At 70.3% G+C, this 23,154-nt stretch carries 25 protein-coding genes; 16 read left to right on the top strand and 9 right to left on the bottom strand.

Annotated features, from left to right (window positions below; all coding sequences use genetic code 11):
• Window positions 1-182 precede the first annotated feature (182 nt).
• The gene (gene ffh / locus ACIBLA_RS33470; protein WP_363242492.1) at window positions 183-1,733 is read left to right on the top strand and encodes a signal recognition particle protein; all 1,551 of its coding nucleotides are present in this window, start codon (window positions 183-185) and stop codon (window positions 1,731-1,733) included.
• 83 nt (window positions 1,734-1,816) lie between these two features.
• Here ffh and ACIBLA_RS33465 read toward each other — a convergent pair whose 3' ends face one another.
• The 9 genes from ACIBLA_RS33465 to ACIBLA_RS33425 form a co-directional block, all read right to left on the bottom strand.
• Complete coding sequence (locus ACIBLA_RS33465; RefSeq protein ID WP_363242491.1) at window positions 1,817-3,076, bottom strand: phosphopentomutase; 1,260 nt, start codon at window positions 3,074-3,076, stop codon at window positions 1,817-1,819.
• Window positions 3,077-3,088: 12 nt separating this feature from the next.
• Window positions 3,089-4,249, bottom strand: coding sequence for an alanine racemase (locus ACIBLA_RS33460; protein WP_363242490.1), 1,161 nt, complete (start codon window positions 4,247-4,249; stop codon window positions 3,089-3,091).
• Between the two features lie 2 nt (window positions 4,250-4,251).
• The gene (locus ACIBLA_RS33455; RefSeq protein ID WP_363242489.1) at window positions 4,252-5,355 is read right to left on the bottom strand and encodes an aminotransferase class V-fold PLP-dependent enzyme; all 1,104 of its coding nucleotides are present in this window, start codon (window positions 5,353-5,355) and stop codon (window positions 4,252-4,254) included.
• Between the two features lies 1 nt (window position 5,356).
• Entirely contained in the window at window positions 5,357-6,364 is a 1,008-nt protein-coding gene (locus ACIBLA_RS33450) for a phosphotriesterase (RefSeq protein ID WP_363242488.1), read from the bottom strand.
• Window positions 6,365-6,420: 56 nt separating this feature from the next.
• Entirely contained in the window at window positions 6,421-7,791 is a 1,371-nt protein-coding gene (locus tag ACIBLA_RS33445) for a YhfT family protein (protein ID WP_363242487.1), read from the bottom strand.
• 88 nt (window positions 7,792-7,879) lie between these two features.
• Window positions 7,880-8,236, bottom strand: a complete 357-nt coding sequence (locus ACIBLA_RS33440) for a DUF2620 domain-containing protein (RefSeq protein ID WP_363242486.1) — start codon at window positions 8,234-8,236, stop codon at window positions 7,880-7,882.
• Window positions 8,237-8,249: 13 nt separating this feature from the next.
• Window positions 8,250-8,636 carry a transcriptional antiterminator gene (locus ACIBLA_RS33435; RefSeq protein WP_363242485.1) on the bottom strand — a complete coding sequence of 129 codons (387 nt, stop codon included), beginning with the start codon at window positions 8,634-8,636 and terminating at the stop codon, window positions 8,250-8,252.
• A gap of 76 nt (window positions 8,637-8,712) precedes the next feature.
• The gene (yhfZ, locus tag ACIBLA_RS33430) at window positions 8,713-9,651 is read right to left on the bottom strand and encodes a GntR family transcriptional regulator YhfZ (RefSeq protein WP_399200802.1); all 939 of its coding nucleotides are present in this window, start codon (window positions 9,649-9,651) and stop codon (window positions 8,713-8,715) included.
• A 197-nt stretch (window positions 9,652-9,848) separates the two neighbouring features.
• Window positions 9,849-10,787 (bottom strand): methyltransferase domain-containing protein, encoded by a 939-nt coding sequence (locus tag ACIBLA_RS33425; protein ID WP_399200801.1) that lies wholly within the window; start codon window positions 10,785-10,787, stop codon window positions 9,849-9,851.
• A gap of 747 nt (window positions 10,788-11,534) precedes the next feature.
• Between ACIBLA_RS33425 and ACIBLA_RS33420 the strand changes: the two genes are divergently transcribed.
• The 15 genes from ACIBLA_RS33420 (at window position 11,535) to dprA (ending at window position 22,929) form a co-directional block, all read left to right on the top strand.
• Window positions 11,535-12,128, top strand: a complete 594-nt coding sequence (locus ACIBLA_RS33420; RefSeq protein ID WP_363242483.1) for a hypothetical protein — start codon at window positions 11,535-11,537, stop codon at window positions 12,126-12,128.
• Between the two features lie 236 nt (window positions 12,129-12,364).
• Window positions 12,365-12,811 carry a 30S ribosomal protein S16 gene (rpsP, locus tag ACIBLA_RS33415; protein ID WP_363242482.1) on the top strand — a complete coding sequence of 149 codons (447 nt, stop codon included), beginning with the start codon at window positions 12,365-12,367 and terminating at the stop codon, window positions 12,809-12,811.
• Between the two features lie 2 nt (window positions 12,812-12,813).
• Window positions 12,814-13,053, top strand: coding sequence for an RNA-binding protein (locus ACIBLA_RS33410; protein ID WP_003980229.1), 240 nt, complete (start codon window positions 12,814-12,816; stop codon window positions 13,051-13,053).
• Between the two features lie 177 nt (window positions 13,054-13,230).
• Window positions 13,231-13,833 (top strand): ribosome maturation factor RimM, encoded by a 603-nt coding sequence (gene rimM / locus ACIBLA_RS33405; RefSeq protein ID WP_399200799.1) that lies wholly within the window; start codon window positions 13,231-13,233, stop codon window positions 13,831-13,833.
• Between the two features lie 14 nt (window positions 13,834-13,847).
• Complete coding sequence (gene trmD / locus ACIBLA_RS33400) at window positions 13,848-14,669, top strand: tRNA (guanosine(37)-N1)-methyltransferase TrmD (RefSeq protein ID WP_399200804.1); 822 nt, start codon at window positions 13,848-13,850, stop codon at window positions 14,667-14,669.
• Between the two features lie 131 nt (window positions 14,670-14,800).
• Window positions 14,801-15,151, top strand: a complete 351-nt coding sequence (rplS, locus tag ACIBLA_RS33395) for a 50S ribosomal protein L19 (RefSeq protein WP_023538359.1) — start codon at window positions 14,801-14,803, stop codon at window positions 15,149-15,151.
• Window positions 15,152-15,208: 57 nt separating this feature from the next.
• Window positions 15,209-15,985 (top strand): signal peptidase I, encoded by a 777-nt coding sequence (gene lepB, locus ACIBLA_RS33390; protein ID WP_363242480.1) that lies wholly within the window; start codon window positions 15,209-15,211, stop codon window positions 15,983-15,985.
• Entirely contained in the window at window positions 15,978-16,982 is a 1,005-nt protein-coding gene (gene lepB / locus ACIBLA_RS33385) for a signal peptidase I (protein WP_399200798.1), read from the top strand. The genes lepB (ACIBLA_RS33390) and lepB (ACIBLA_RS33385) overlap by 8 nt, the downstream gene beginning before the upstream one ends.
• Window positions 16,951-17,952, top strand: coding sequence for a signal peptidase I (gene lepB / locus ACIBLA_RS33380; RefSeq protein ID WP_363242565.1), 1,002 nt, complete (start codon window positions 16,951-16,953; stop codon window positions 17,950-17,952). The genes lepB (ACIBLA_RS33385) and lepB (ACIBLA_RS33380) overlap by 32 nt, the downstream gene beginning before the upstream one ends.
• 60 nt (window positions 17,953-18,012) lie before the next feature.
• Entirely contained in the window at window positions 18,013-18,783 is a 771-nt protein-coding gene (lepB, locus tag ACIBLA_RS33375) for a signal peptidase I (RefSeq protein WP_363242478.1), read from the top strand.
• Window positions 18,773-19,264: an NUDIX hydrolase gene (locus ACIBLA_RS33370; protein WP_399200797.1), complete on the top strand. Its 492-nt coding sequence runs from the start codon at window positions 18,773-18,775 to the stop codon at window positions 19,262-19,264. Before lepB (ACIBLA_RS33375) ends, ACIBLA_RS33370 begins: the two co-directional genes overlap by 11 nt.
• 54 nt (window positions 19,265-19,318) lie before the next feature.
• Window positions 19,319-19,627, top strand: a complete 309-nt coding sequence (locus ACIBLA_RS33365) for a DUF2469 domain-containing protein (RefSeq protein ID WP_003993268.1) — start codon at window positions 19,319-19,321, stop codon at window positions 19,625-19,627.
• 145 nt (window positions 19,628-19,772) lie between these two features.
• Complete coding sequence (locus ACIBLA_RS33360) at window positions 19,773-20,135, top strand: YraN family protein (protein ID WP_363242476.1); 363 nt, start codon at window positions 19,773-19,775, stop codon at window positions 20,133-20,135.
• Window positions 20,135-21,763 (top strand): YifB family Mg chelatase-like AAA ATPase, encoded by a 1,629-nt coding sequence (locus tag ACIBLA_RS33355; RefSeq protein ID WP_399200795.1) that lies wholly within the window; start codon window positions 20,135-20,137, stop codon window positions 21,761-21,763. Before ACIBLA_RS33360 ends, ACIBLA_RS33355 begins: the two co-directional genes overlap by 1 nt.
• The gene (dprA, locus tag ACIBLA_RS33350; RefSeq protein ID WP_363242474.1) at window positions 21,760-22,929 is read left to right on the top strand and encodes a DNA-processing protein DprA; all 1,170 of its coding nucleotides are present in this window, start codon (window positions 21,760-21,762) and stop codon (window positions 22,927-22,929) included. Before ACIBLA_RS33355 ends, dprA begins: the two co-directional genes overlap by 4 nt.
• Window positions 22,930-23,154 lie beyond the last annotated feature (225 nt).

The following is a 23,154-nucleotide window of genomic DNA, read 5'->3' as shown; positions in this document are numbered from 1 at the left end:
GACACCCACCCCACAAAACAACGTCGGTCCCCATGACCACAACCGGGTCATGGGGACCGACGTCACGCAGCGGGCCGAATAAACCAACAGCATCCACCGGGCAGGGCCCCCCGTGTTCGCCCGGCCGGATACTCTGGAGAGCAATCCACTCTGCCCCCGACCCCTGAGGACCTACGAGCGCCGTGTTCGATACCCTCTCCGATCGCCTCTCAGCGACTTTCAAAACCCTCCGCGGCAAGGGGCGGCTGTCCGAGGCGGACATCGACGCCACCGCACGCGAGATCCGCATCGCGCTCCTTGAGGCGGACGTCGCGCTCCCCGTGGTCCGCGACTTCACCGCGAAGGTCAAGGAGCGGTCACGCGGTGAAGAGGTCTCGCGGGCGCTCAACCCCAGCCAGCAGATCATCAAGATCGTCAACGAGGAGCTGGTAGGCATCCTCGGCGGCGAGACGCGGCGCCTGCGCTTCGCCAAGCAGCCGCCGACCGTGATCATGCTCGCGGGTCTGCAGGGCGCGGGCAAGACGACTCTCGCGGGCAAGCTGGGCCTCTGGCTCAAGGGCCAAGGCCACTCCCCCCTGCTGGTCGCCTGTGATCTCCAGCGGCCCAACGCCGTCAACCAGCTCGCCGTCGTCGCCGAACGCGCGGGCGTCTCGGTGTACGCCCCCGAGCCCGGCAACGGCGTCGGTGACCCGGTCAAGGTCGCCCAGGACTCCATCAAGTACGCGAAGGACCGGGTCCACGACGTCGTCATCGTCGACACCGCCGGCCGGCTCGGCATCGACGAGGAGCTGATGCGGCAGGCCGCGGACATCCGCGACGCCGTCAGCCCCGACGAGGTCCTGTTCGTCGTCGACGCCATGATCGGTCAGGACGCGGTCAATACCGCGGAGGCCTTCCGCGACGGCGTCGGCTTCGACGGCGTCGTCCTGTCCAAGCTCGACGGCGACGCCCGCGGCGGCGCCGCGCTCTCCATCGCGCACGTCACCGGCAAGCAGATCATGTTCGCCTCCAACGGCGAGAAGCTGGACGAGTTCGACGCGTTCCACCCGGACCGCATGGCGTCGCGCATCCTCGACATGGGCGACATGCTCAGCCTCATCGAGAAGGCCGAGCAGACCTTCAGCCAGGCCGAGGCCGAGAAGATGGCCCAGAAGCTGGCGAAGGGGCCCAAGGAGTTCACGCTCGACGACTTCCTGGCGCAGATGGAACAGGTCCGGAAGATGGGCTCCATCTCGAAGCTGCTCGGGATGCTGCCCGGCATGGGGCAGATGAAGGACCAGATCAGCAGCATCGACGAGCGGGACGTCGACCGTACGGCCGCGATCATCAAGTCCATGACACCGGGCGAACGGCACGAGCCGACCATCATCAACGGCTCGCGCCGGGCGCGCATCGCCAAGGGTTCGGGCGTCGAGGTCAGCGCCGTGAAGAACCTGGTGGAGCGGTTCTTCGAGGCCCGCAAGATGATGTCGAAGATGGCGCAGGGCGGCGGGATGCCGGGAATGCCGGGCGCTCCGGGCTCGGGTGGCGGACCCGGCCGGCAGAAGAAGCAGCAGAAGCAGGCCAAGGGGAAGCGGCGCTCCGGCAATCCGATGAAGCGCAAGGCCGAGGAGCAGGCCGCGGCGGTGCGGCGCGAAGAGGCGGCGCAGGCGGGTGGCGCCTTCGGCCTCCCGGCGGGCGACGCGGACAAGAACTTCGAACTGCCGGACGAGTTCAAGAAGTTCATGGGCTGAGGGTCCACCCGGCGGGGCCCGACCTGGGCCTGACGGGCGGCGGTGCGGGGCCACCACGGCGGCGCACTTCCTGCGGCTCCGCCTCAGCCTTGCTGCGGTTCCCGCACGGGGCGGGGCGGGGCCGATCGGCCGAGCAGCGTCGCTCCCGTCGTGAGGGCGCCCGCGTCCAGGCCGAGGGCCGCTGCGGCCGTCGCCCCGACGTCCGCCAATGTGGCGGCGTCCGCCAGGAGTTCGATCCCCGCGGCGTCCGGTCGATGGATCAGGACAGGCACGTACTCGCGTGTGTGATACGCGTGGCCGATCGTCGGGTCGTTGCCGTGGTCGGCCGTGACGATGAGACGGTCGTCCGGCGCGGTGAGCAGCCCCGTCAGCTCGGCGAGCCCCGCGTCGACCTGCTCCAGGACGCTCCCGTAACGACCCGTGTCCTGCTGGTGGCCCGCGAGATCGCTCTCCTGGACGTTCGCGACCACGAGGCCGCCCTGCCCGCCCCGTACCGCCGCCAGCGTGTGCTCCAGCACCTCCGCCGTCGCGACGGCGGGGCGCCGTACGGCGCCCTCGCACGCCAGGATGTCCGCCGCCTTGCCGACGAGGGTGACGGGGACGCCCGCACGGGCGGCGACGTCGGGCAGCTGTCCGGCATGGTCGAGATCCACGCCCAGATGCCGCACCTGGAGCCCCCCGTTGCGGTAGAAGCCGGTGGCCGGGGTGTCGAGGCCGACGGTGCCGCCGTCACCGTCACGTACGTACGTGGAGAGCGGCCCGTCCGCGTGCCCGCCGACGGCGATGACGCGTGCGACCGGCGCCACTTCCCGCACCGTACGGGCGATGGAGACGATACGGTCGAAGGACAGTTCGTGGAGGCGTCCGGAGGCGTTCCAGTTGATGCCCGGGTCGGCCTCCAGGTTGTCGTGCACCAGGACGGCGCCGTCGACGAGCAGGAGCGGCTGCCCCCGTAGGGGTTCGACCAGGTGTCCCGCCGACTTCAGCGCGCCGCTCACCTCGTCGAGATGACCGGCGAGCGGGGCCACCGTGACCCTGCTGAAGTCCGCCCCCATCATGGTCTGATGCCCGGCGAACGTGTCCGCCCCCGGGTAGCCGAGGGCCGCCCGGCCGACCGCGACGGGGCGGCTGGTCCGGCGGGCAAGATCCGGGTGCGGATGGAGGAGCCCGAGGCCCAGCGCCCCGAGTGCGGGCAGCCGCAGCGGCCGGCCCAGCGCCGCCCGGCAGTGGTCGAGTACATGCCCGCAGGTGTCGGCGGCGAGATCGCCGGGGCGCAGCCCTCCCGCGTCCGGCATCGCGCCGACACCGAATCCGTCGATGACGACGATCACGGTCGTGCTCATGACTCTGGCTCCTTACCGGGCCCGACCCTGGGCGTCGTACAGACCGGTCAGCCGGGGTTCTCCGGTGGAGAGCCCGGCGACCACCGCGACGGTCGAGCGGGTGACGAAGATCTGGGTGCGGAAGGCGAGTAGGGCGGTGTCCCCGACCTCAACGTCCGCGGCGTGGGTGGGGCGTTGGAGGAGTCGGTAGTAGTCGATGTTCTCCGCGGGCGCGTCCTGCACGGGCAGGCGAAGCCCGGTGCGGGGCAGCAGGGCTTCGTGGATACGGGCGCGCGGGTAGAAGCCGCCACCGTGGATCGCGGGCCGTCCGTCCGCGAGCGTGTGTGCGACCTCGCTGACGTACACGTACGCGGGTCGTTCGGGCTGGTGGTGGTCGATCGCGTGCAGCGGGGTCGTCCCGGTCAGGGCGTGCCCGGGCTCGCCGTGCGTGGCGCCCAACTCGGCGAGGAGGGGGAGGGTGGCCATGGAGGTGGCACTCGGTGCGCTGAGCTTCAGCCCCTCATGACCGCGCGCTGCCAGCAACTCGCGTGCCATGGTCACGAGTTGGAAGTTCTGCGTGGGGGTCGGTGCACCGGTCAACGGATCGCACAGAATACAGGGGAACGCGGTGACGCCCGCGAGCCTGATGCCCGGCAGCGTCTCGGCCGCCGCCGCGAAGTCGTGGAGCCCGGCGAGCGGCACGCCGCCCTCCTGCCCCGGATAGACCTTGTCGGTGCCCTCCAGCCGCACGAGAACGTCCTGGACGAAGCCGAGCCGCCGGGCGGCGTCCGACACGGCGCGGGCGTTGGCCAGGTCGAAGACGGTCACTGTCTCCGGCCGCCAGCCGAGCATCTCCGGCAACTGACGGGGCGGGATCTGTACGAGGTGGCCGAGGTTGCCGGCCCGTGCCCCCGAGTCGTGCAGCAGCCGCGCCTCGTACGGATCGATCGCCGCGAAACGGGGGATGTGTCGGCCGATCGCCCGGATCAGCGCCGGATTGCGGCCGATCTGCTTGACCACGAACCAGAGCGAGAGACCGAGTCGTTCGGCCTCGCCGGCCAGTAGTGCGGCGTTGGCCCCCACGGTGTCGGCGTCGATCACGTATGTGTCGGGCGGAACGGCGCCGGAGCGGTGCAGCGAGGCCGCCACGTCGACGAGTTCGGGGTTGCGGGCCAGGACGGCGTCCAGGAACACGGTCAGTCCTTCAGGTCGTGCAGCGAACGGCGGAGGATCTCGATCACCAGATCGGCCCCGGCCCGCATGGGGTTGATCCGCACGGTCCGGTCGGCGAGTTCCGGAGCGTCGTCGAGGGACGAGCTGGACATCCGATAGAAGAGCGGGGCGATCTCGTAGCGGGAGTTGGAGCCTACGGGGTACGGGGCGGCGCCGTGCCGGGCCGCCACGGCGGGCAGCGCACGCGCGACGGGGCGGTCCAGGCGTACGAGCAGACAGCGGTCCTGCGCGTTGGCGATCCGTACCTCCGCCACACCGGGTACCTCACCGGCGGCGAGCCGGTCCGCGATCTCGGCACCGACCTGCGACTGGATCGCCCACATGACGGGGACGTGGGTGAGGGCGCGCAGCGCGTCGAGCGCCTGGTGCCCCTGTACCTGGCCGCCGCCGGAGTAGTTGTCGGCACGGACGCGCTGCACGACGTCGGCCGCCCCGACGACGGCGCCGACACCCTCGGGCCCGTGCAGTTTGAAGAGCGAGAAGCACGAGGCGTCGGCGCCCAGCTCAACTCCGCATGAGGGGGCGCGCAGTACGGCGTAGTTGTCGTCCACGATCGTGCGCACCCCGGCGGCGCGGCAGGCCGCGATGACGTCCCCCGCGTCGTACGAGTCGGCGAGCCGCTGCCTGCTGTGCTGGACGTACGCCCACCCGAACTCGCGCGAGTCCAGCGCCTGCCGCAGCGCCGCGCCATCGTTGAAGTCCGCCTCGACGGTGCGGACTCCGAGCCCGCGCAGCGTCACCGCGGTCGTGCGGTAGACCGGTGCCCGGTGGATCAGCAGCGGGTCACCGGGGCCGACGGCGCTCTGGAGCGCCGCCCGGATGGCGCCCGTACCCGCGCCCTGCACCAGCGCCGCGTCCTCCGCGCCCAAGAAGTCGGCCAACACCGACTCGACCCGCGCGGTGGTACGGGGCCGGCCCAGGTCCGGCACCACACCCGCGTCCGCCTCGAAGAGCTGCTGACCCTCGAACCGCGCCGCGACGTGCTCCAGCAGCCGGAACTGCGTCCGGACCGCGTCGTCCAGCGGGATCGTCGCCAGGGGGAAGGTCCGCGGCAGTTGTACGGACATCTCAGTAGCTCTCCTTCGTGTCCGCACCGGTCAGGAACCGGAGCGGATTGCGCCGTGTCATCAGATCGATCAGGTCATCGTCCACGCCGGCCGCCCGCACACGGGGCAGGAAAACCCGGAAGAGATGCCCGTACCCCTGGCCGCCCTCCGACCGCAGATAGGCATGCCGTGAGATGTCGCAGCTGAGCAGGACACGGTCGGCGTGGCCAGCCTCCAGCAGTGCCAGCAGGAGGCGCAGTCGCGTGGTGTCGCTCTGGTAGCTCTCCTTACCGACGGTGTCGAAGGCGACGTACGCGCCGCTCGCCGCCAGCTCACGGTGCACTGACGGGGCGTCGAGCAGGTCCTGGTGGCCGAGCGAGATCCGGTGCGCCGGGAGACCGGCGCCGGTGAGCAGTTCCAACTGGGCGAGCCCGCCGTGGCCGAGCTGGGCGTGGGTGGCGACCGACAGCCCCGTGGCGACGGCGGCGTGCGCCGAGGCCAGCAGGGCGCGGGTCTCGGACTCGCTCGGCGCGTCGCCGTGGCTGCCGATCTCGCCGAGTACACCGGGCCGGATTCCGGTGTCGCCGAATTCGCCGTCGATCTCCGCTACGAGGGTCGCGGTCAGCGCCTCGACGCTCGCCCCGTGCAGTTCCGCGGGGTGGAATGTTTCGTAGTACCAGCCGGTGGCGGCCACCACCGGCACCCCGGACTCCGCGGAGATCCGCGCCAGGGCATGCGGGTCGCGGCCCATGCCGCGGCAGGTCAGCTCGACGACCAGCCCGAGGCCGTACTCCTCGCGCAGCGCCGTCAGTTCCGTGGTGACGGCGGGGCCGTGCCGGTCCGCGTCGAGAACCGCGGCGCCCTCCCCGGCGCGGTCGAGATCGAGGACCAGGTGTTCGTGGGCGAGCGCGGGTCCGCTGACGGCGGAGACGGGCAACAGGCCGGTGACGGTGCGCAGATGGGGCGCCCGACGTGCGTCGCCATCACCGGCGCCACGTGCGGTGCCGGCGGCGGAGTCGGGGTGCTGCATGGTGTGGGGGCCTTCCTGTGTGGTGCGCCTTCGCGGCGTGGGGCTACGTGGCGCCCCTATCCCTTGACGGGGGTGAACAGTTCCAGCCAGTAGAGGACGTTCAGCAGCACGCCGCCCACGATGACCGCGGCGGGCGCCGCCGCCATCCGCACCACGGGGCGGCCCATCGACTCGTTGAGCAGGTAGAGCCCGCCCACGATGAGGATGCCGAGCCCTCCTCCCATGACGTTGGCGGCCATCAGCGAACCGAAGAGGATGGCGAGCCCCAGGGCCTCGCCGATCGCGCTGCGCAGGTGCTCGGAGGAGTCACGGACGCTCGGCAGCTTCCCGAGGACCTTGCCGATGGCGGAGAGCGCCAGCACCTCGATGGCGAAGACCGCCGCGCCGACGACGGCGGCGAGGAACGGATTCGGCATGAGGTAGCCGATGGGGTAGACGAAGGTGAAGCCCGCGATGCCGTACGCGCCGGAGGCCAGCGCGGTCGTGGCGATCAGCGGGACGAAGCCGAACGCCCGGTAGAAGTCCACCTGGGCGGCCTCCGCGTAATCGCCCTTGGCGATCAGGAAGCTCGTCGCCTCACCACCGCCGAACACATGCGACTGGGCCAGCACGCAGACGCCGGCCCCGAGCAGCATGAACAGCGGCAGATAGCGGCGCAGTCGCTGCGCGCTCGCGCTGAAGAGCGAGGCCATCGGATCGTCCCCGGCGTCCGCCGCCCCCTCCTGGGGCGGGGTGCCCGCCGAAGCCGCCTTCGCCGCCTCGGCCCGGTCCAACTTCCGCTGCACCAGGTCCTTGTTGACCGCGAAGCCGATGAGCGTCAGCACTCCGACGGCCATCGCGATGGAGCCGGGGAAGATGTCGGGCCAGACCTTCATCGTCATCACGACGAGCGCCAGCTCCACGACCGCGGCTATCGCGCCCCGTAGCCGCCCGAACTGCTTGGTGATGGCGAGCACCGGAAAGAGCGTGAAGAGGAACAGGATCGGCGTCGACATCTGCTGGAGCGCGGTCAGGAAGTCGACGGGCAGGTCGTGGGCGAGGCTGTTGGCCCCGTTGAGACCGAACACGACCACGGCGCCCCACGCGCCGCCGAGCAGCGGCGCGATCCACTTCTTGGGCGACAGGATGCCCAGGATGTCGGTGGGCAGGAAGACGAGCCACGGGTTGAGCACGCCGGTGGACAACGCCATCGGGGCGCCGAGACCGAAGATGAAGCCGGCGGAGAGGCCGAAGGACACGGCGGTGGTGGCGTTGCGCGTGGAGCGCCCCTGGATGAAGTCGAGCATGAAGGGACGCACACCGTCGTTGAAGACGGCCAGCGCCATATGAGAGATGAACGCGGTCAGCGCACACAGCGCTATCACGGTCAGTTGCTGTGCCGGCGAGAAGTCGAGGTCGGTCGAACTCGCTGCGAGGACGCTGTTCACGGGATTCACTCCTCAGTGCCCGGCGGGGCCTGGCCCGGCACGGGGTCTTACGAGGTCTGTTGAGCCCTTGAGGGTTCGTACGGGGCCATCAGCCGCGCGCGGCGATGGCGCGGGCCATGAGCGGGGCGATCACATCGATCTGGTCGATGGCGAAGCCGAAGACCTTCTTGCCTTCCGCCAGCAGGGCGTTCACCTCGTCCTCCGTGGGCACGGAGCGGCCGAAGGTGTGGCAGGCGGGCTTGCCCAGCAGTCCGACGAGTACGCCGAGGGACGCGCCGGCACCGGTGTGGCAGGTGCCGAGGAAGTAGTCGGCCTGGCCGGCGCGGAGCTTCATCGCGGCGTCCATGTCGTTGGAGACCGCGATCTCGATGCCGTCGAGGCCGAGTTTCTTGACGGTCTCGGTGACCTCGGCCTTGCCGACGCCACCGGTGAGGATCTTCGTCATGGCTGGTTCCTTCTCATGTGTCGTGCCGTGGGGGCGAGTTCCGGTCGAGCAGGGCGAGGTGCAGTCCGAGGAAGCTGATCTCGGAGTCGGGAAGGGCCGCGCCGAGTTCCGACGCCGCCCGTACGGAGACGGCGCGGGCCCGTGCCACCGCCTCCGGGTGTCCGGCGAGTTCGGCGGCGATCTCGGAGTCGGTGGGGAAATCCGCGATCGGTTCTCCGTCGAGCAGCCTGGTGAGAGCCGACACGAGGTGACTGGTGAGTGTGCCGGCCGTCGCTTCGGTGACGGTGCGGCCCTCGGCGGCCAGGGCGTCCAGCTCGTCCGTCACGAACACGGCGACGTCGGGCCGGACTTGGCCGCCCTCACGGAAGAGCTGGATGCGCAGAGCGAGCTGGTCGTCCATGGTGGTCCCTTCGTCCCTCAATGCGACAGTAACCAGGATTTTGGATTTTGACGGGGGGAGGGTGGGGCGGGGGCTGTCAGTACGAGGGGGTGCGCTCACCTCGCAACACCTCGGCCTGGCAGGTGGTGATGAGCGAGAGATCGAGGGAGTCACGTACGGCGCCGAGCGCCTTGGCCCCCTCGGTCCTGCCGATGATCGCGGCGCTGGAGTTGCGCAACGACAGGTCGCGAGTGACCTCGTCGCCCAGCGGCAGCACGTCCACGCCGGTGCCGAGCCGGTCCTGGACTTCATCCAGGTTCCATGGCGTGGCGTCGACGCGGTCGTGTGCGAACAGGTCGCGCAGCTGCATGTACGAGGCTTCGACCCATCTGATGTCCGCGCGCCCGGCGAAGACCCGCTCCGCGAGTATGCGCTGGTCCTCGGAGGCGTGGTCGATGGCGACGCGCAGTCCGTCGGTCTCCAGGGTCGCGCCGTGCCGCAGCAGCAGCCCGTGGGCTCCCACGTACGTCGCGGGACCGAGGTCCGCGACCAGTTCCACGGGGCGCTCCTCGATCAGCCGGTCGGCGGCGAAGCGTGAGAGCACCACCAGGTCGACCTTGCCCTCGATCAGCGCGGTGGTGCGGGTCCCGGCGCCGCGCATGAACGTGATCGCGAAAGGTGCACCGGCCTGCTCGAACGCGGCGCGCAGGCCGGTGGCCAGCCCCTCGTACCGGTGCGAGTAGGGCAGCGGCATCGCCGCCAGGAGCGTGCCGAGCCCCGAGAGCCGCCAGAGCACCGAGCGGTCGGAGTCGACGAGGAATGTGCCGAGGTGGCCGCGCGCGGTCGTACGGATGGCGCCCGCCGTCTCCAGGAGTTGGAGCGCGGCCTGGACGGTGCCGTTGCCGACGCCGAGCTCTTCGGCGAAGTCGCGGACGCGGGGCAGGCGGGTGTCCGGTTCGTGGTTGAGCAGCAGAACGGCGAGTTGCTGGGCGGCGAGGCCGTTGCGGGTCAGGAAGCGTTCATCGAAACCGGTCACAGAAGGGACAGTAACCAGGATTCTGGATACTGACTAGCCCCTCGCAAGGTGTTCCTTCAGCTCCGTCAGTACCTTCACCGAGTCCGATTCGCTCTCTCTCCGCTGCTCGTCGGCGGCCGGTCGCGCACACACCACACCCCCGTCGCGCCGTTCAGCGGCGGGGGGTGCGGTGTGCTCTCAAACGACGTGTGGCGCCGTCAGGGCGTGCGCGCGATCAGGTAACGGAAGACGTTGGGCATCCAAACGGTGCCGTCGCGCCGGACATGCGGGTGGAGCGCCTCCGTTATCTCCTTCTCCACCTGCGACTGATCCGTCGCCCGCACCGCCGCGTCGAACGCCCCGGTCGACAGCAGCCCCCGCAGGGCGCTCTCCATGCCCGCGTAGCCGAACGGGCAGGACACGCGCCCCGAACCGTCAGGTTTCAGCCCGGCCCGCGCCGCCACGTCCTCCAGGTCGTCCCTGCGCGGAGGACGGTAACCGCCGCCCTTACGCAGCCGCTCCGTCAGCCGCCCCGCGACCCGCATGACGGCGGACGTCGCGCACCGCTCCGGCGGGCCCCAGCCGGCGAGCACCACGGGGGTGCCGTGGTCCGCCATCGGTACCGCCTCCGCCAGTGCGGGGCCAAGACCGTCCGCGTCGCCGGTGGCGACGCCAATGGGCTGGAATGCCGTGATCACGTCGTAGGAAGAGTGCTCCGCCTCCGCGACGGCGGTCGCGGAGGCGGAGCCGGTCAGTACGCGCGCTCGGGTCCGGCGGGTCTGGCCGTCGAACGCCCCTGACAGCCCCGCTGCGGGTCTTCCGGGCGCCACGGATGACGTCGCGTGCCCCATGGGGCGTGCGTCCTGGACGAGCCGCTCGCGGGCCAGTGCCACACGTTCCTGGTCGGCGTCCACGCCGGTGACCTGGGCGCCCCTGGCGGTGGCGATCAGCAGGGCCAGTCCCGAACCGCACCCCAGCCCCAGCAGCCTGGTGCCGGGGCCCACCTCCAGACGCTCGTACACCGCCTCGTAGAGCGGCACCAGCATCCGTTCCTGGATCTCGGCCCAGTCACGGGCGCGCTCGCATGCCTCCGTAGAAGGGTCTGTCGAGGCCGCGTTCACCTGCTGCTGGTGGTGCTGGACGAGCGTACGAGTCATGGATTGCGCCCCAATCCGGCGAGAGGTCCTTGTGCCCTGATTGACAGCCCCCGTGTGCGTGCGCGCCTTCGTCCCCCGTATGTCAGGGAACTCCGCATCCGTGCCCGCGTCCAGTGGTACGCGGGCAATCCTTGTGTGCTCCGGTCGTGCGCCCCGGCGCACGGACAATCGCTCTCACCGGACGTTGTCGGCCTACGGTGCGAGCCTCCGCCGAATCGTCCCCGGCCGCGCTCTGTGGGGCCCGACTCCGCTCCTGCTCGGAACTCTCCCGACCAAGGCGGAACGGCCTACGAGGGCAGTCGACGGGCATGGGTGGAGATTGCGCCGAACGGGTGAGGTCATCGGGGTGGATCCCTCAACTCCCCGTCACCCGCGCCGGTATCGGGTGAATCGGCGCCGCCTGCCCCGACCGGGGCCGATGCCGGGGATCGGCGGCGCGCCCGTTAATGTCGTTCTTGTGGCCCCGTCCCGTCCCGCCGTTGTACGGAGGCCGAGCGGCGTGGGCATCGGCAGGGCCGCCCGAACGGCGGCCGTCATGCGTGCGGCTCGATCTGGTGTACGTATTTCTCCTACGCGTCCAGACGTAGCCAGTGCTACGTACCGCCTTGTGGTGAGAAGCGAGGCTTCTCCGCAGATCTACGCACCCGCCCTCGTCAGGACGCATCAACGGCAACTGACGGGTACGTGCAAAATATTTGGGATGCCCCGGAATGGAACCCGCGAGGGTCCAGGCTCGTTGTTCACGACGTGAGCACGACACCACCTGTCCTCGCCGCAGAGCTGGCGCAGGCGTGGGCCGAGATTCAGCGGCACCACGCCGAGCTGCCCGATCTTGCCGCGCCAGAGTCCCTGATCGGAGAGTCGTCGTCCGCCTGCGGCGCCGAGCTCTCCTTCGAGCGACTGCTTCACGAGGCAGTCCATGGCATCGCCGCCGCTCGCGGTGTCCGCGACACCTCGCGAGCAGGCCGCTACCACAACCGCAGATTCCTCGCGATCGCCGAGGAGTTGGGCCTGGACCATTCCGAGGAGCCGCATCCCAGCAGCGGTTTCTCCCTGGTCTCACTCAACCCCGAGGCGAGACGGCGCTACCGCCCCACCATCGAGCGACTCCAGCGTGCCCTCGCGGCGCACACGGTCGCCACGACGTCCGACACCGAGCGCAGCTTCCGCGGTCCCGCCGCGCGGCACGGCTCATCGGGCGGCGGAGTGCGCGTGAAGGCGGTCTGCGACTGCGGCCGTAACGTGCGCGTCGTTCCGTCGGTCCTCGCCCAGGCGCCGATCGTCTGCGGCGGGTGCGGCAAGCCGTTCCGCATTCCGGAAGTGGTCGCCGCTGCGAGCTGAGCACCGCCACCGCCGTCGCCCGCCCGGCCCCCGGAGTCGCCCCCGCAGGGGAGCCGCCCCGGTCGGGCGGGGCGCGGCGCGCCTGAGGCGTGTGGCAGAATGGCCAGCTGTACTCGACAGTCGCACAGGACCCCTCTCTCCTCCGGCTGACGCGTCCATCGGGCACACGAGTACCGCAACCCCACGCGGCATGTCGATGTGCCCAACCACGTCAAGATCCAGGAGAGACCACTTCCGTGGCAGTCAAGATCAAGCTGAAGCGTCTGGGCAAGATCCGTTCGCCTCACTACCGCATCATCGTCGCCGACTCCCGCACCCGCCGTGACGGCCGGGCCATCGAGGAGATCGGCCTGTACCACCCGGTGCAGAACCCGTCGCGTATCGAGGTCGACTCGGACCGCGCGCGCTACTGGCTGTCCGTCGGCGCCCAGCCGACCGAGCCGGTTCTCGCGATCCTCAAGCTCACGGGCGACTGGCAGGCGCACAAGGGCCTGCCCGCGCCGGCGCCGCTGCTCCAGCCGGAGCCGAAGACCGACAAGCGTGCCCTCTTCGAGGCCCTCGCCAAGGACGGCGACGAGCCCAAGGGTGAAGCCATCACCCCCAAGGCGAAGAAGGCCGACAAGAAGGCGGACGAGGCCGACGCCGCTGCTTCGGCGCCCGCCGCTGAGCCGACCGAGGCCTGAGCATGCTCGAGGAGGCTCTCGAGCACCTCGTGAAGGGCATCGTCGACAACCCGGACGATGTACAGGTCGCCTCGCGCACCCTGCGCCGTGGCCGTGTGCTTGAGGTACGGGTCCACCCCGACGACCTCGGTAAGGTGATCGGCCGCAACGGCCGCACCGCACGCGCCCTGCGCACCGTCGTGGGCGCGATCGGCGGCCGTGGCATCCGCGTCGACCTCGTCGACGTGGATCAGGTCCGCTGACAGAGTTGTGAACCGGCACGGACCGGGGAGGGCCATGGCCCTCCCCGGTCTTTGTCGTCTTCGTGGTGCGGACACGGACCGCCGAGGCGTCGATCCGCCGCCGCCCGTGCCGGAGAAGCCGCACAAGCAACAGACGCAGCAGAAGCAGCAGAAGTCGGAGAACAGGGGCGTGTGCAAGTGCAGTTGGTAGTCGCGCGGATCGGCCGTGCCCACGGCATCAAGGGCGAGGTCACCGTCGAGGTACGTACGGACGAGCCCGAGCTGCGGCTCGGCCCCGGAGCCGTACTGGCCACCGAACCGGCCTCCACGGGCCCCCTGACGGTCGAGACCGGCCGGGTGCACAGTGGGAGGCTGCTGCTGCGTTTCGCCGGGGTGAGCGACCGTACGGGCGCCGAGGCGCTGCGCAACACCCTGCTCATCGCCGAGGTGGACCCGGAGGAGATGCCGGAGGATCCGGACGAGTACTACGACCACCAGCTGATGGACCTGGACATCGTTCTGGCGAACGGCACGGAGGTCGGGCGGATCACCGAGATCACCCACCTCCCGTCGCAGGACCTGTTCATCGTGGAGCGGCCCGACGGCACGGAGGTCATGATCCCCTTCGTCGAGGAGATCGTGACCGAGATCGACCTCGTGGAGCAGAGGGCCGTGATCGACCCGCCGCCCGGCCTCATCGACGGCAACGCGGTCGTCGCCGCTGCCACCGACGGTGAGGACGCCGCCGATGGTGCCGACAGCGAGGGTCCCGACGGCGCGGGCAAGGGTGAGTCGTCATGACACCCGCCGCCACCCTGCGGGCCGATGTGATCACGATCTTCCCGGAGTACCTCGAACCGCTGAACGTGTCGCTCGTCGGCAAGGCACGCGCGCGTGGCCGCCTCGACGTGGGCGTGCACGACCTCCGGGAGTGGACGTACGACCGGCACAACACGGTCGACGACACCCCGTACGGCGGCGGCCCCGGCATGGTCATGAAGACCGGCCCCTGGGGGGACGCCCTCGACGAGACGATCGCGGACGGCTACGAAGCGGGCGCGCACCGCCCCGTCCTGGTTGTTCCCACGCCCAGTGGCCGCCCTTTCACCCAGGAACTCGCCGTCGAGCTGTCCGAGTGCCCCTGGCTGCTCTTCGCGCCGGCCCGCTACGAGGGCATCGACCGCCGCGTCGTCGACGAGTACGCGACGCGGATGCCGGTGTACGAGGTGTCCATCGGCGATTACGTCCTGGCCGGCGGCGAGGCGGCCGTACTGGTCATCATGGAGGCCGTCGCACGGCTGCTGCCCGGCGTCCTCGGCAACGCGGAGTCCCATCGTGACGACTCCTTCGCCCCCGGAGCGATGGCCGACCTCCTGGAAGGCCCGGTCTACACGAAGCCCCCGGAATGGCGCGGGCGAACCATTCCGGACATCCTTCTCAGCGGTCATCACAGCAAGATCGCGCGGTGGCGGCGGGACGAGGCGTTCCGCCGTACGGCGCTCAACAGGCCCGACATGATCGAGCGTTGCGACGCCGCCGCGTTCGACAAGAAGGACCGCGAGATGCTCTCCATCATGGGCTGGGCCCCGGAGCCCGGTGGCCGATTTTGGCGCAGGCCCGAGGCCGTGGAAGAATGAGCCGCTGCCGTACGTCCGGTGCGCGCCCCTGCCACAGGGGGAACGACGCCCACCCGACGCGAACGGCGCTCCGAATTTTCCTTTCGACATTCCGTTGATGACCTGTGGCATCAGCGAGGAAGCAGACGATCATGGCTCACCTGCTCGACACCGTCGACGCGGCGTCACTCCGCAGCGACCTCCCCGCCTTCCGTCCCGGCGACACCGTGAACGTCCACGTGCGTGTCATCGAGGGCAACCGCTCCCGTATCCAGCAGTTCAAGGGTGTTGTCATCCGCCGACAGGGCTCGGGCGTCCGCGAGACCTTCACGGTCCGCAAGGTCTCCTTCTCCGTCGGCGTCGAGCGCACCTTCCCGGTGCACAGCCCGATCTTCGAGAAGATCGAACTCGTGAGCCGTGGTGACGTACGTCGCGCCAAGCTGTACTACCTCCGTGAGCTGCGCGGCAAGGCGGCGAAGATCAAGGAGAAGCGCGACAACTGAGCCGAGGCTCGAACTCGCGCACGGTTCCGCCGGACGGCCGGATAAGCTCTGAGCCCGATGGACACCGAACCGCAGCACTTGGAGCGCGACCCCTCTTCCACACCCGCCACAGGGAGGGAAGGGGGGTCGCGCTCCGTGCGTACGCCAGGATTCACGGGGCTTCTACGAGCCCTCTCGTGGCGCCGGGCCGCGGCGCTGGGCGTACTGGGGACGGCCTCTCTTCTGCTGTTCAGCGCCTTTGTCGTGCAGCCCTTCCTGATCCCCAGCGGCTCCATGGAGCCGGGACTCCAGGTCGGGGACCGGGTTCTGGTCAACAAGTTGGCGTACCGTTTCGGTACCGAGCCGCAGCGCGGTGATGTGGTGGTCTTCGACGGCACCGGGTCCTTCGTCCAGGAGCCGGCGGAAGGGAACCCGCTCACGGGGCTGGCGCGCGGGGCGGCGGCGGCTCTCGGTCTGGCCGAGCCCGCCGAGACAGATTTCGTGAAGCGTGTGATCGGTGTGGGTGGCGACCGGGTGGTCTGCTGCGACGAGGGGGGCAAGGTCGAGGTGAACGGCCGTGCGATCGAGGAGCGGTACGTGTACTTCGGTGACGCGCCGTCCAGCGCACCTTTCGACATCGTCGTACCCTCCGGCACTCTGTGGGTGATGGGCGACCACCGCAGCAACTCCCGCGACTCGCGTGACTACTTGGGCCGGCCCGGCGGCGGCGCGGTGCCCGTGGACAAGGTCATCGGGCGGGTTGACTGGATCGGCTGGCCGCTGGGCCGCTGGGCCTCGATGGAGCGCACCGACGCCTTCAGGGACGTACAGGATCCGGACGGCGCCCATGGGTAACCGAGGACGGCCCGGGGGTCACCGGTCCGACACCCGGCTGCCGACCGGTACCAGACCCACCACGGGACGCGCCCTGCCGGGGCGCGCGGAGCGACGCAAGCTCGCCCGCAAGGTGAAACGGCGCCGTCGCCGCTCCGCGATGACGGAGATCCCCCTTCTGATCACGGTGGCGCTGCTGATCGCGCTCGTACTCAAGACCTTCCTCGTGCAGGCCTTCGTGATCCCGTCCGGCTCCATGGAGCAGACGATCCGGATCGACGACCGGGTGCTCGTGGACAAGCTCACGCCCTGGTTCGGCTCCCGCCCCGAGCGCGGCGACGTCGTGGTGTTCAAGGACCCCGGCGGCTGGCTCCAGGAGGAGACCGAGGTCCCCCCGGACGACCCGGTCGTCGTCAAGCAGGTCAAGCAGGCCCTCACCTTCATCGGACTGCTGCCGTCCGCCGACGAGCAGGACCTGATCAAGCGCGTGGTCGCGGTGGGCGGCGACACCGTGAAGTGCTGCGACAAGGACGGGCGCATCGTCGTCAACGGCGTACCGCTCACCGAGCCGTATCTGAATCCCGGCAACCCGCCGTCGAAACTCGACTTCGAGGTGAAGGTGCCGGCGGAGCGGCTCTTCGTGATGGGCGACCACCGGTCGAATTCGGCCGACTCGCGCTTCCATCTCGACGAGAAGTTCCGCGGCACCGTCTCGGAGGAAGAAGTCGTCGGACGGGCCGTCGTCATCGCCTGGCCGCTGGGTCACTGGCGCCGGCTGGAGGAGCCCGAGACGTACGCCTCCGTACCGGACGCGCGCGCCGCACCGACCACGGCGCACGGCCCGTCGAATAGTGTGTCCTCTCAGGATCCGAACGGAATGATCCTGCTCCCGACCCCTGCGGAACTCCCGCTCGTTATGGGAGTAGTGGGCCTGCTCCGTCTCCGGAGCGGGCGGTTGCACGGAGTGAGGAGTGGATGTGGGGGATTTGGCCGTCGGCGCACGATCCGGACACGGTGAGCCCGAGGACAGGCCCGAGCAGCTCGCCGAGCCTTCCGTCGGTTCTGCTGGTTCCGCCGCGGAGACCCCATCCGCAGGCGCGTCCGCATGGATGAAGGACCAGGCGGTGGAGCGGCCGGTCGGTGAGCCGCAGGGCGGTGGGACGGAGGACGGAGGGCCGCAGGACGGTGGGCACGGGGGCGACGGGGCTTCGGACGTACGGAAGCCGCGTTCGTTCTGGAAGGAGCTGCCTCTGCTGATCGGTATCGCGTTGCTGCTCGCGTTGCTGATCAAGACCTTCCTGGTACAGGCGTTCTCGATCCCCTCGGACTCGATGCAGGACACCCTGCAGCGCGGGGACCGCGTGCTCGTGGACAAGCTCACGCCGTGGTTCGGCGCGGAGCCGGAGCGCGGCGAGGTCGTGGTCTTCCACGACCCGGGTGGCTGGCTCGACAGTACGGAGGCCCCCGAGCCCAACGTGGCACAGAAGTTCCTCAGCTTCATCGGCCTCATGCCGTCCTCCGAGGAGAAGGACCTCATCAAGAGGGTCATCGCGGTCGGCGGCGACACGGTGGAGTGCAAGAAGGGCGGCAGCGTCCAGGTCAACGGGAAGGCGCTCAACGAGACGTCGTACATCTTTCCCGGAAACACCGCCTGTGACGACGAGCCGTTCGGGCCGATCACGGTGCCCGACGGCCGGATCTGGGTGATGGGCGACCACCGTCAGAATTCGCTCGACTCCCGCTACCACCAGGAACTGCCGGGGCACGGCACCGTCTCCACCGACGAGGTCGTCGGCCGCGCGATCGTCATCGCCTGGCCGCTCGACCGGCTGGCGACGCTCCCTGTGCCCGACACCTTCGACCAGTCGGGCCTCAACGCGGCGGCTGTGGCGACGGCGGGCGCCCCGGCCGTGCTGGGTCTCGCCGGCGCCCTACCGCTGGTGTTCTGGCGCAGGCGGAGGCTGACCGGCGGCCGTACCGACGGGTAGGGTGCCGTCCCAGATCGCCGATTCGGCGATGATCATTCTCCGGGACGGGGGACGGCTGGGATGAGCGGAACAGGACGTACGAACAGCGGCCACGGCCGCCTCGGCAGTGTGCTGTCGGGGCTGGCCGTGGCCGTCGGCTGTGTGCTCTTCCTCGGCGGGTTCGTCTGGGGAGCGGTGGAGTACCAGCCGTACACGGTGCCGACGGACTCGATGGACCCGACGGTGAAGGCCGGCGACCGGGTCCTGGCGCAGCGGATATCCGGGGACGAGGTGCGGCGCGGCGATGTCGTGGTTTTCAAGGACGTGCAGTGGGCCGATATGCCGATGGTGAAACGGGTCGTCGGCGTGGGGGGCGACAAGGTCGCCTGCTGCGACTCCAAGGGGCGGCTGACCGTCAACGGGAAACCGGTCGAGGAACCGTACGTCCAGCGGATGCCGGGCGGGCTCGCGTCGACCACCGGCTTCGGGGCGACGGTCCCGAAGGGACAGTTGTTCCTTCTCGGTGACGAACGTAGTGGGTCGCTGGACTCACGGGTCCACCTCCAGGACCAGGGGCAGGGATCGGTGCCGCGCTCGACGGTGACCGCACGGATCGACGCCGTGGCGTGGCCGCCGGGCAGTCTGGTCGAGCGCCCGCAGGGGTTCGCGGAGCTGCCCGGCGGGGTGTCGGAGCCGGGGCCCGTGACGCTGCTGCTGGGCTCCGTGGTCCTCGGGGCGGTGCTGATCCTGGGCGGTGCGGCGTACGGGCCCGTCGTACGGAGGATGGGCGGGCGGCGGCGTACGGAGCCGACGGGGCGGGCCGGAGGGGGTGTGTCGACAGGTGTCCGGTGACGCGCTGCGAAAGGTCTCGCGGGTCGTACTGCTCGACCCGGACGACCGCATCCTGCTGATGCACGGGTACGAGCCGGATGATCCCACCAGGGACTGGTGGTTCACACCCGGCGGCGGCCTGGAGGGCGAGGAGACACGGGAGGAGGCCGCGCTGCGTGAGCTGGCCGAGGAGACTGGCATCACAGACGTGGAACTCGGGCCGGTTCTCTGGCGCCGTACCTGCTCCTTTCCGTTCGACGGGCGGCGCTGGGAGCAGGACGAGTGGTACTTCCTGGCACGTACGGCGCAGACCGAGACGACCGTCGAGGGGCAGACGGAGCTGGAGAGGCGCAGTGTCGCGGGTCTGAGGTGGTGGACCTCCGCCGAACTGTCGACGGCGCGTGAGACGGTGTATCCGACCAGGCTCGCCGGGCTGCTGCGCACGCTGCTCGACGAGGGTCCTCCGGGTGCACCGGTGCTTCTCGCCTCTGAAATCGTCTAGGGGCGCACGGGCCGGAGCACAATGGGGGGACGTACGGCTGAAGGGGAACATGCCATGAGCGCCGAGGACCTCGAAAAGTACGAGACCGAGATGGAGCTGAAGCTCTACCGGGAGTACCGCGATGTCGTCGGTCTTTTCAAGTACGTGATCGAGACCGAACGACGCTTCTATCTCACCAATGACTACGAGATGCAGGTGCACTCGGTGCAGGGTGAGGTCTTCTTCGAGGTCTCGATGGCGGACGCGTGGGTCTGGGACATGTACCGGCCGGCCAGGTTCGTCAAGCAGGTGAGGGTCCTCACGTTCAAGGACGTGAATATCGAGGAGCTGAACAAGAGCGACCTGGAGCTGCCGAGCGGCTGAAGCCGGGGTCTGCGTGGCTGCTGAGGCACGTGTGATTTCTGGTGCGCTGGTGGGTGACGGAGTTATCCACAATCGGTGAGTTGTCCACCAAGATCCACTCACTGTGGGTCCCCGCCTCAGAGTCGGTGCCGGAGGTGGTGCCGACATGAACGCGACGAGGGCACTCGGGCGGTACGGCGAAGGGCTCGCCGCCCGGCGGCTGGCGGCGGCAGGGATGACCGTCCTGGACCGCAACTGGCGGTGCGGCAGGACGGGCGAGATCGACATCGTGGCCCGCGACGGGGACGTGCTGGTCGTCTGCGAGGTCAAGACCCGCAGGGAGGGAGCTTTCGAGCACCCGATGGCCGCGGTCACCCCGGTGAAGGTGGACCGGCTGAGGCGCCTCGCGGCCTGCTGGCTGGAGGCGTGCGGCGGACCGCCGCCGGGCGGCGTGCGTATCGACCTGATCGGGGTGGTGCTGCCCAGACGCGGCGCTCCCGTGGTCGAGCATGCCCGAGGGGTGGCCTGATGGGGTTCGCGCGTGCGTGTTCGGTGGCGCTGGTGGGCGTCGAGGGCGTCGTGGTGGAGGTTCAGGCGGATCTCGAACCGGGTGTGGCGGCCTTCACCCTGGTCGGGCTGCCCGACAAGAGCCTGTCGGAGAGCCGGGACAGGGTCAGGGCGGCCGTCGTGAACTCCGGAGGGGAATGGCCGCAGAAGAAGCTCACCGTGGGGCTGAGCCCGGCCTCGGTACCCAAGAGTGGATCCGGATTCGACCTCGCGGTGGCGGTAGCCGTGCTGGGGGCGGCCGAGCGGATCGAGGCGCGGGCCATCGCAGACCTGGTGCTGATCGGGGAGCTGGGTCTCGACGGCAGGGTCCGACCGGTACGGGGCATCCTCCCGGCCGTGCTCGCGGCGGCCGAGGCCGGCTACCACCAGGTGGTCGTGCCGGAGCAGACGGCGGGCGAGGCGTCCCTGGTGTCGGGGGTGTCCGTGCTCGGTGTGAGAAGCCTGCGCCAGCTCATCGCGGTGCTGACCGGCGAACCGGTGCCGGAGGAGCCGACCGTCACCGAGGAGGGCCGTCCCGATCCCATGCTCGCCGGACTCATGGTTCCTGGCGCCGGAGGCGGGACGGGACTGGCGCCCGGCTTCGGGCAGCGGGACGCCCACTGCCCGGATCTCGCCGACGTGGCGGGGCAGCAGGGGGCGCGTACGGCCCTGGAGGTCGCCGCGGCGGGCGGACATCACCTGCTGCTGCAGGGCCCGCCGGGAGCGGGCAAGACGATGCTGGCCGAGCGGCTGCCCGCGCTGCTGCCGCCGTTGACGAGACAGGAGTCCGTGGAGGTCACCGCGGTGCACTCGGTCGCCGGGATCCTGCCGCCCGGCGAACCGCTCGTGCGTACGCCCCCGTACTGCGCCCCGCACCACTCGGCGACCATGCAGTCCCTCGTCGGAGGCGGCAACGGGCTGGCGAGGCCGGGAGCGGTGTCCCTGGCCCACAAGGGTGTGCTTTTTCTGGACGAGGCGCCGGAATTCTCGGGCAAGGCTCTCGACGCACTGCGCCAGCCCCTCGAATCGGGACAGGTGGTTATCGCGCGCAGCGCCGGCGTCGTACGGCTGCCCGCCCGCTTCCTGATGGTGCTCGCCGCCAACCCGTGCCCCTGTGGGCGGCACACTCTGCACGGCGCCGGATGCGAGTGCCCGCCCTCGGCGATCCGTCGCTACCAGTCGCGTCTGTCCGGTCCGCTGCTCGACCGGGTCGATCTGCGGGTGGAGGTCCAGCCGGTGCACCGCGCCGACCTCATGGGCCACGGCGGCCGGGGCGAGACCTCGGCGGTCGTCGCCGGGCGGATCAGGGAGGCCCGGCTGCGGTCGGCGGAACGGCTGGCGGGAACGCCATGGACGGTCAACAGCGAAGTGCCCGGTCATGAGCTGCGCACCCGATGGCTCACCGCCCCCGGGGCCCTCGACGCCGCCGAGCGGGACCTCGAACGGGGACTCCTGACGGCTCGCGGCCTGGACCGGGTGCTGCGGGTCGCATGGACGGTCGCCGACCTCGCCGGACGGGACCGTCCCGACGGGCGCGACGTGGGTCTGGCGCTGGAGCTGCGCACGGGCATCGCCCGGGGCGCAGGGGCCATGATCGGCGGCGTGTCATGACCAAGGACATCGGGGCCGATGAGCGACTGGCGCGCGCAGCCCTCACACGTGTCATCGAGCCGGGCGACGAGAACGGCGGGCGGTGGCTCCGCAAGTACGGCGCCCAGGGGCTGATGGCACTCCTCACCTCCCCCGAGGGGACCGACGAGGAGGTCTTGGGGGAAGTCGGTCAACGCCGTATCCGCGGCCTTCGCGCACGGGCGGAGGCCGCAGCCCCCGAGCGCGATCTGTCGGTCATCGCAGAGATCGGCGGCCGGTTCGTCTGCCCCGGCGACCAGGAGTGGCCGACCCAGCTCGACGACCTGGGCACGGCGCGTCCCATCGGGCTGTGGGTGCGCGGCAGGCCCGACCTGAGGCTCTGGGCCCTGCGCTCCGTGGCCGTCGTAGGAGCCAGGGCCTGCACGCCGTACGGGGCGCACATGTCGGCGAGCATCGCATCAGGTCTGGCCGAGCGGGGCTGGGTGGTGACGTCGGGCGCGGCGTACGGGGTCGACGGAGCCGCCCACCGGGGTGCACTCGCCTCCGGCGGTGCGACCGTCGCCGTCCTGGCCTGCGGCGTCGACGTGGTCTATCCGCCCGGACACGCGGAGCTGGTGCGCCGCATCGCTGAACAGGGGCTCGTCGTGGGGGAGTTGGCGCCCGGTGATCATCCGACCCGTAGCAGGTTCGTCCTGCGCAACCGCGTGATCGCGGCACTCACGCGGGGGACGGTCGTGGTGGAGGCCGAGTACCGCAGCGGCTCACTGGTCACCGCTCGCAGTGCGCAACGGCTCGGGCGGTTCACCATGGGCGTGCCCGGCCCCGCGACGAGCGGGCTCTCCGCCGGGGTGCACGAACTGCTGCGAGGCGAAGGCGTGCTGGTCACGGACGCCGCCGAAGTGGCAGAGCTGGTGGGAGACATGGGTGACCTCGCACCCACCAGGCGAGGACCCGTCCTGGCCAGGGACCTGCTCGACCCCCTCGGCCGGCGGATCCTTGACGCGCTGCCTGCCCGAGGCGCCCTCGATCGTCGGGACATCGCACTGGCGGTCGCGACCACGGCCGACGAGGCTCTCGGCAAACTGTACGAACTTCACTCCCTCGGGTTCGTCGAACGGCACGGCGACGGCTGGCAGTTGACGCCGCGGACGACACATGACGGCCGTGCGCGGCGAGCCGGTCCTTGACCTGGGGCATTCGGGTGAAAAGGTGAGGCGGATGAACCTCGCAGTTCTTCCGGCGGCACGACGGTGGCCGATACGCGCGGTGTCGGCGCCGGACCGCGACATCTCAGCGACGGCCGACGGCGCGTGCCCGGACCGGCACCAGCCCCACCTACTCGCGCATCGCGACCGCACTGTCACGCTACGCTCACCGGGAATCCGGCCCAGACATACCTCCCCTCACTTCAC

The organism is Streptomyces sp. NPDC050433 (assembly GCF_044458565.1).
Lineage (GTDB): Bacteria > Actinomycetota > Actinomycetes > Streptomycetales > Streptomycetaceae > Streptomyces.
This window is presented reverse-complemented; position numbering and strand designations above follow the sequence as displayed.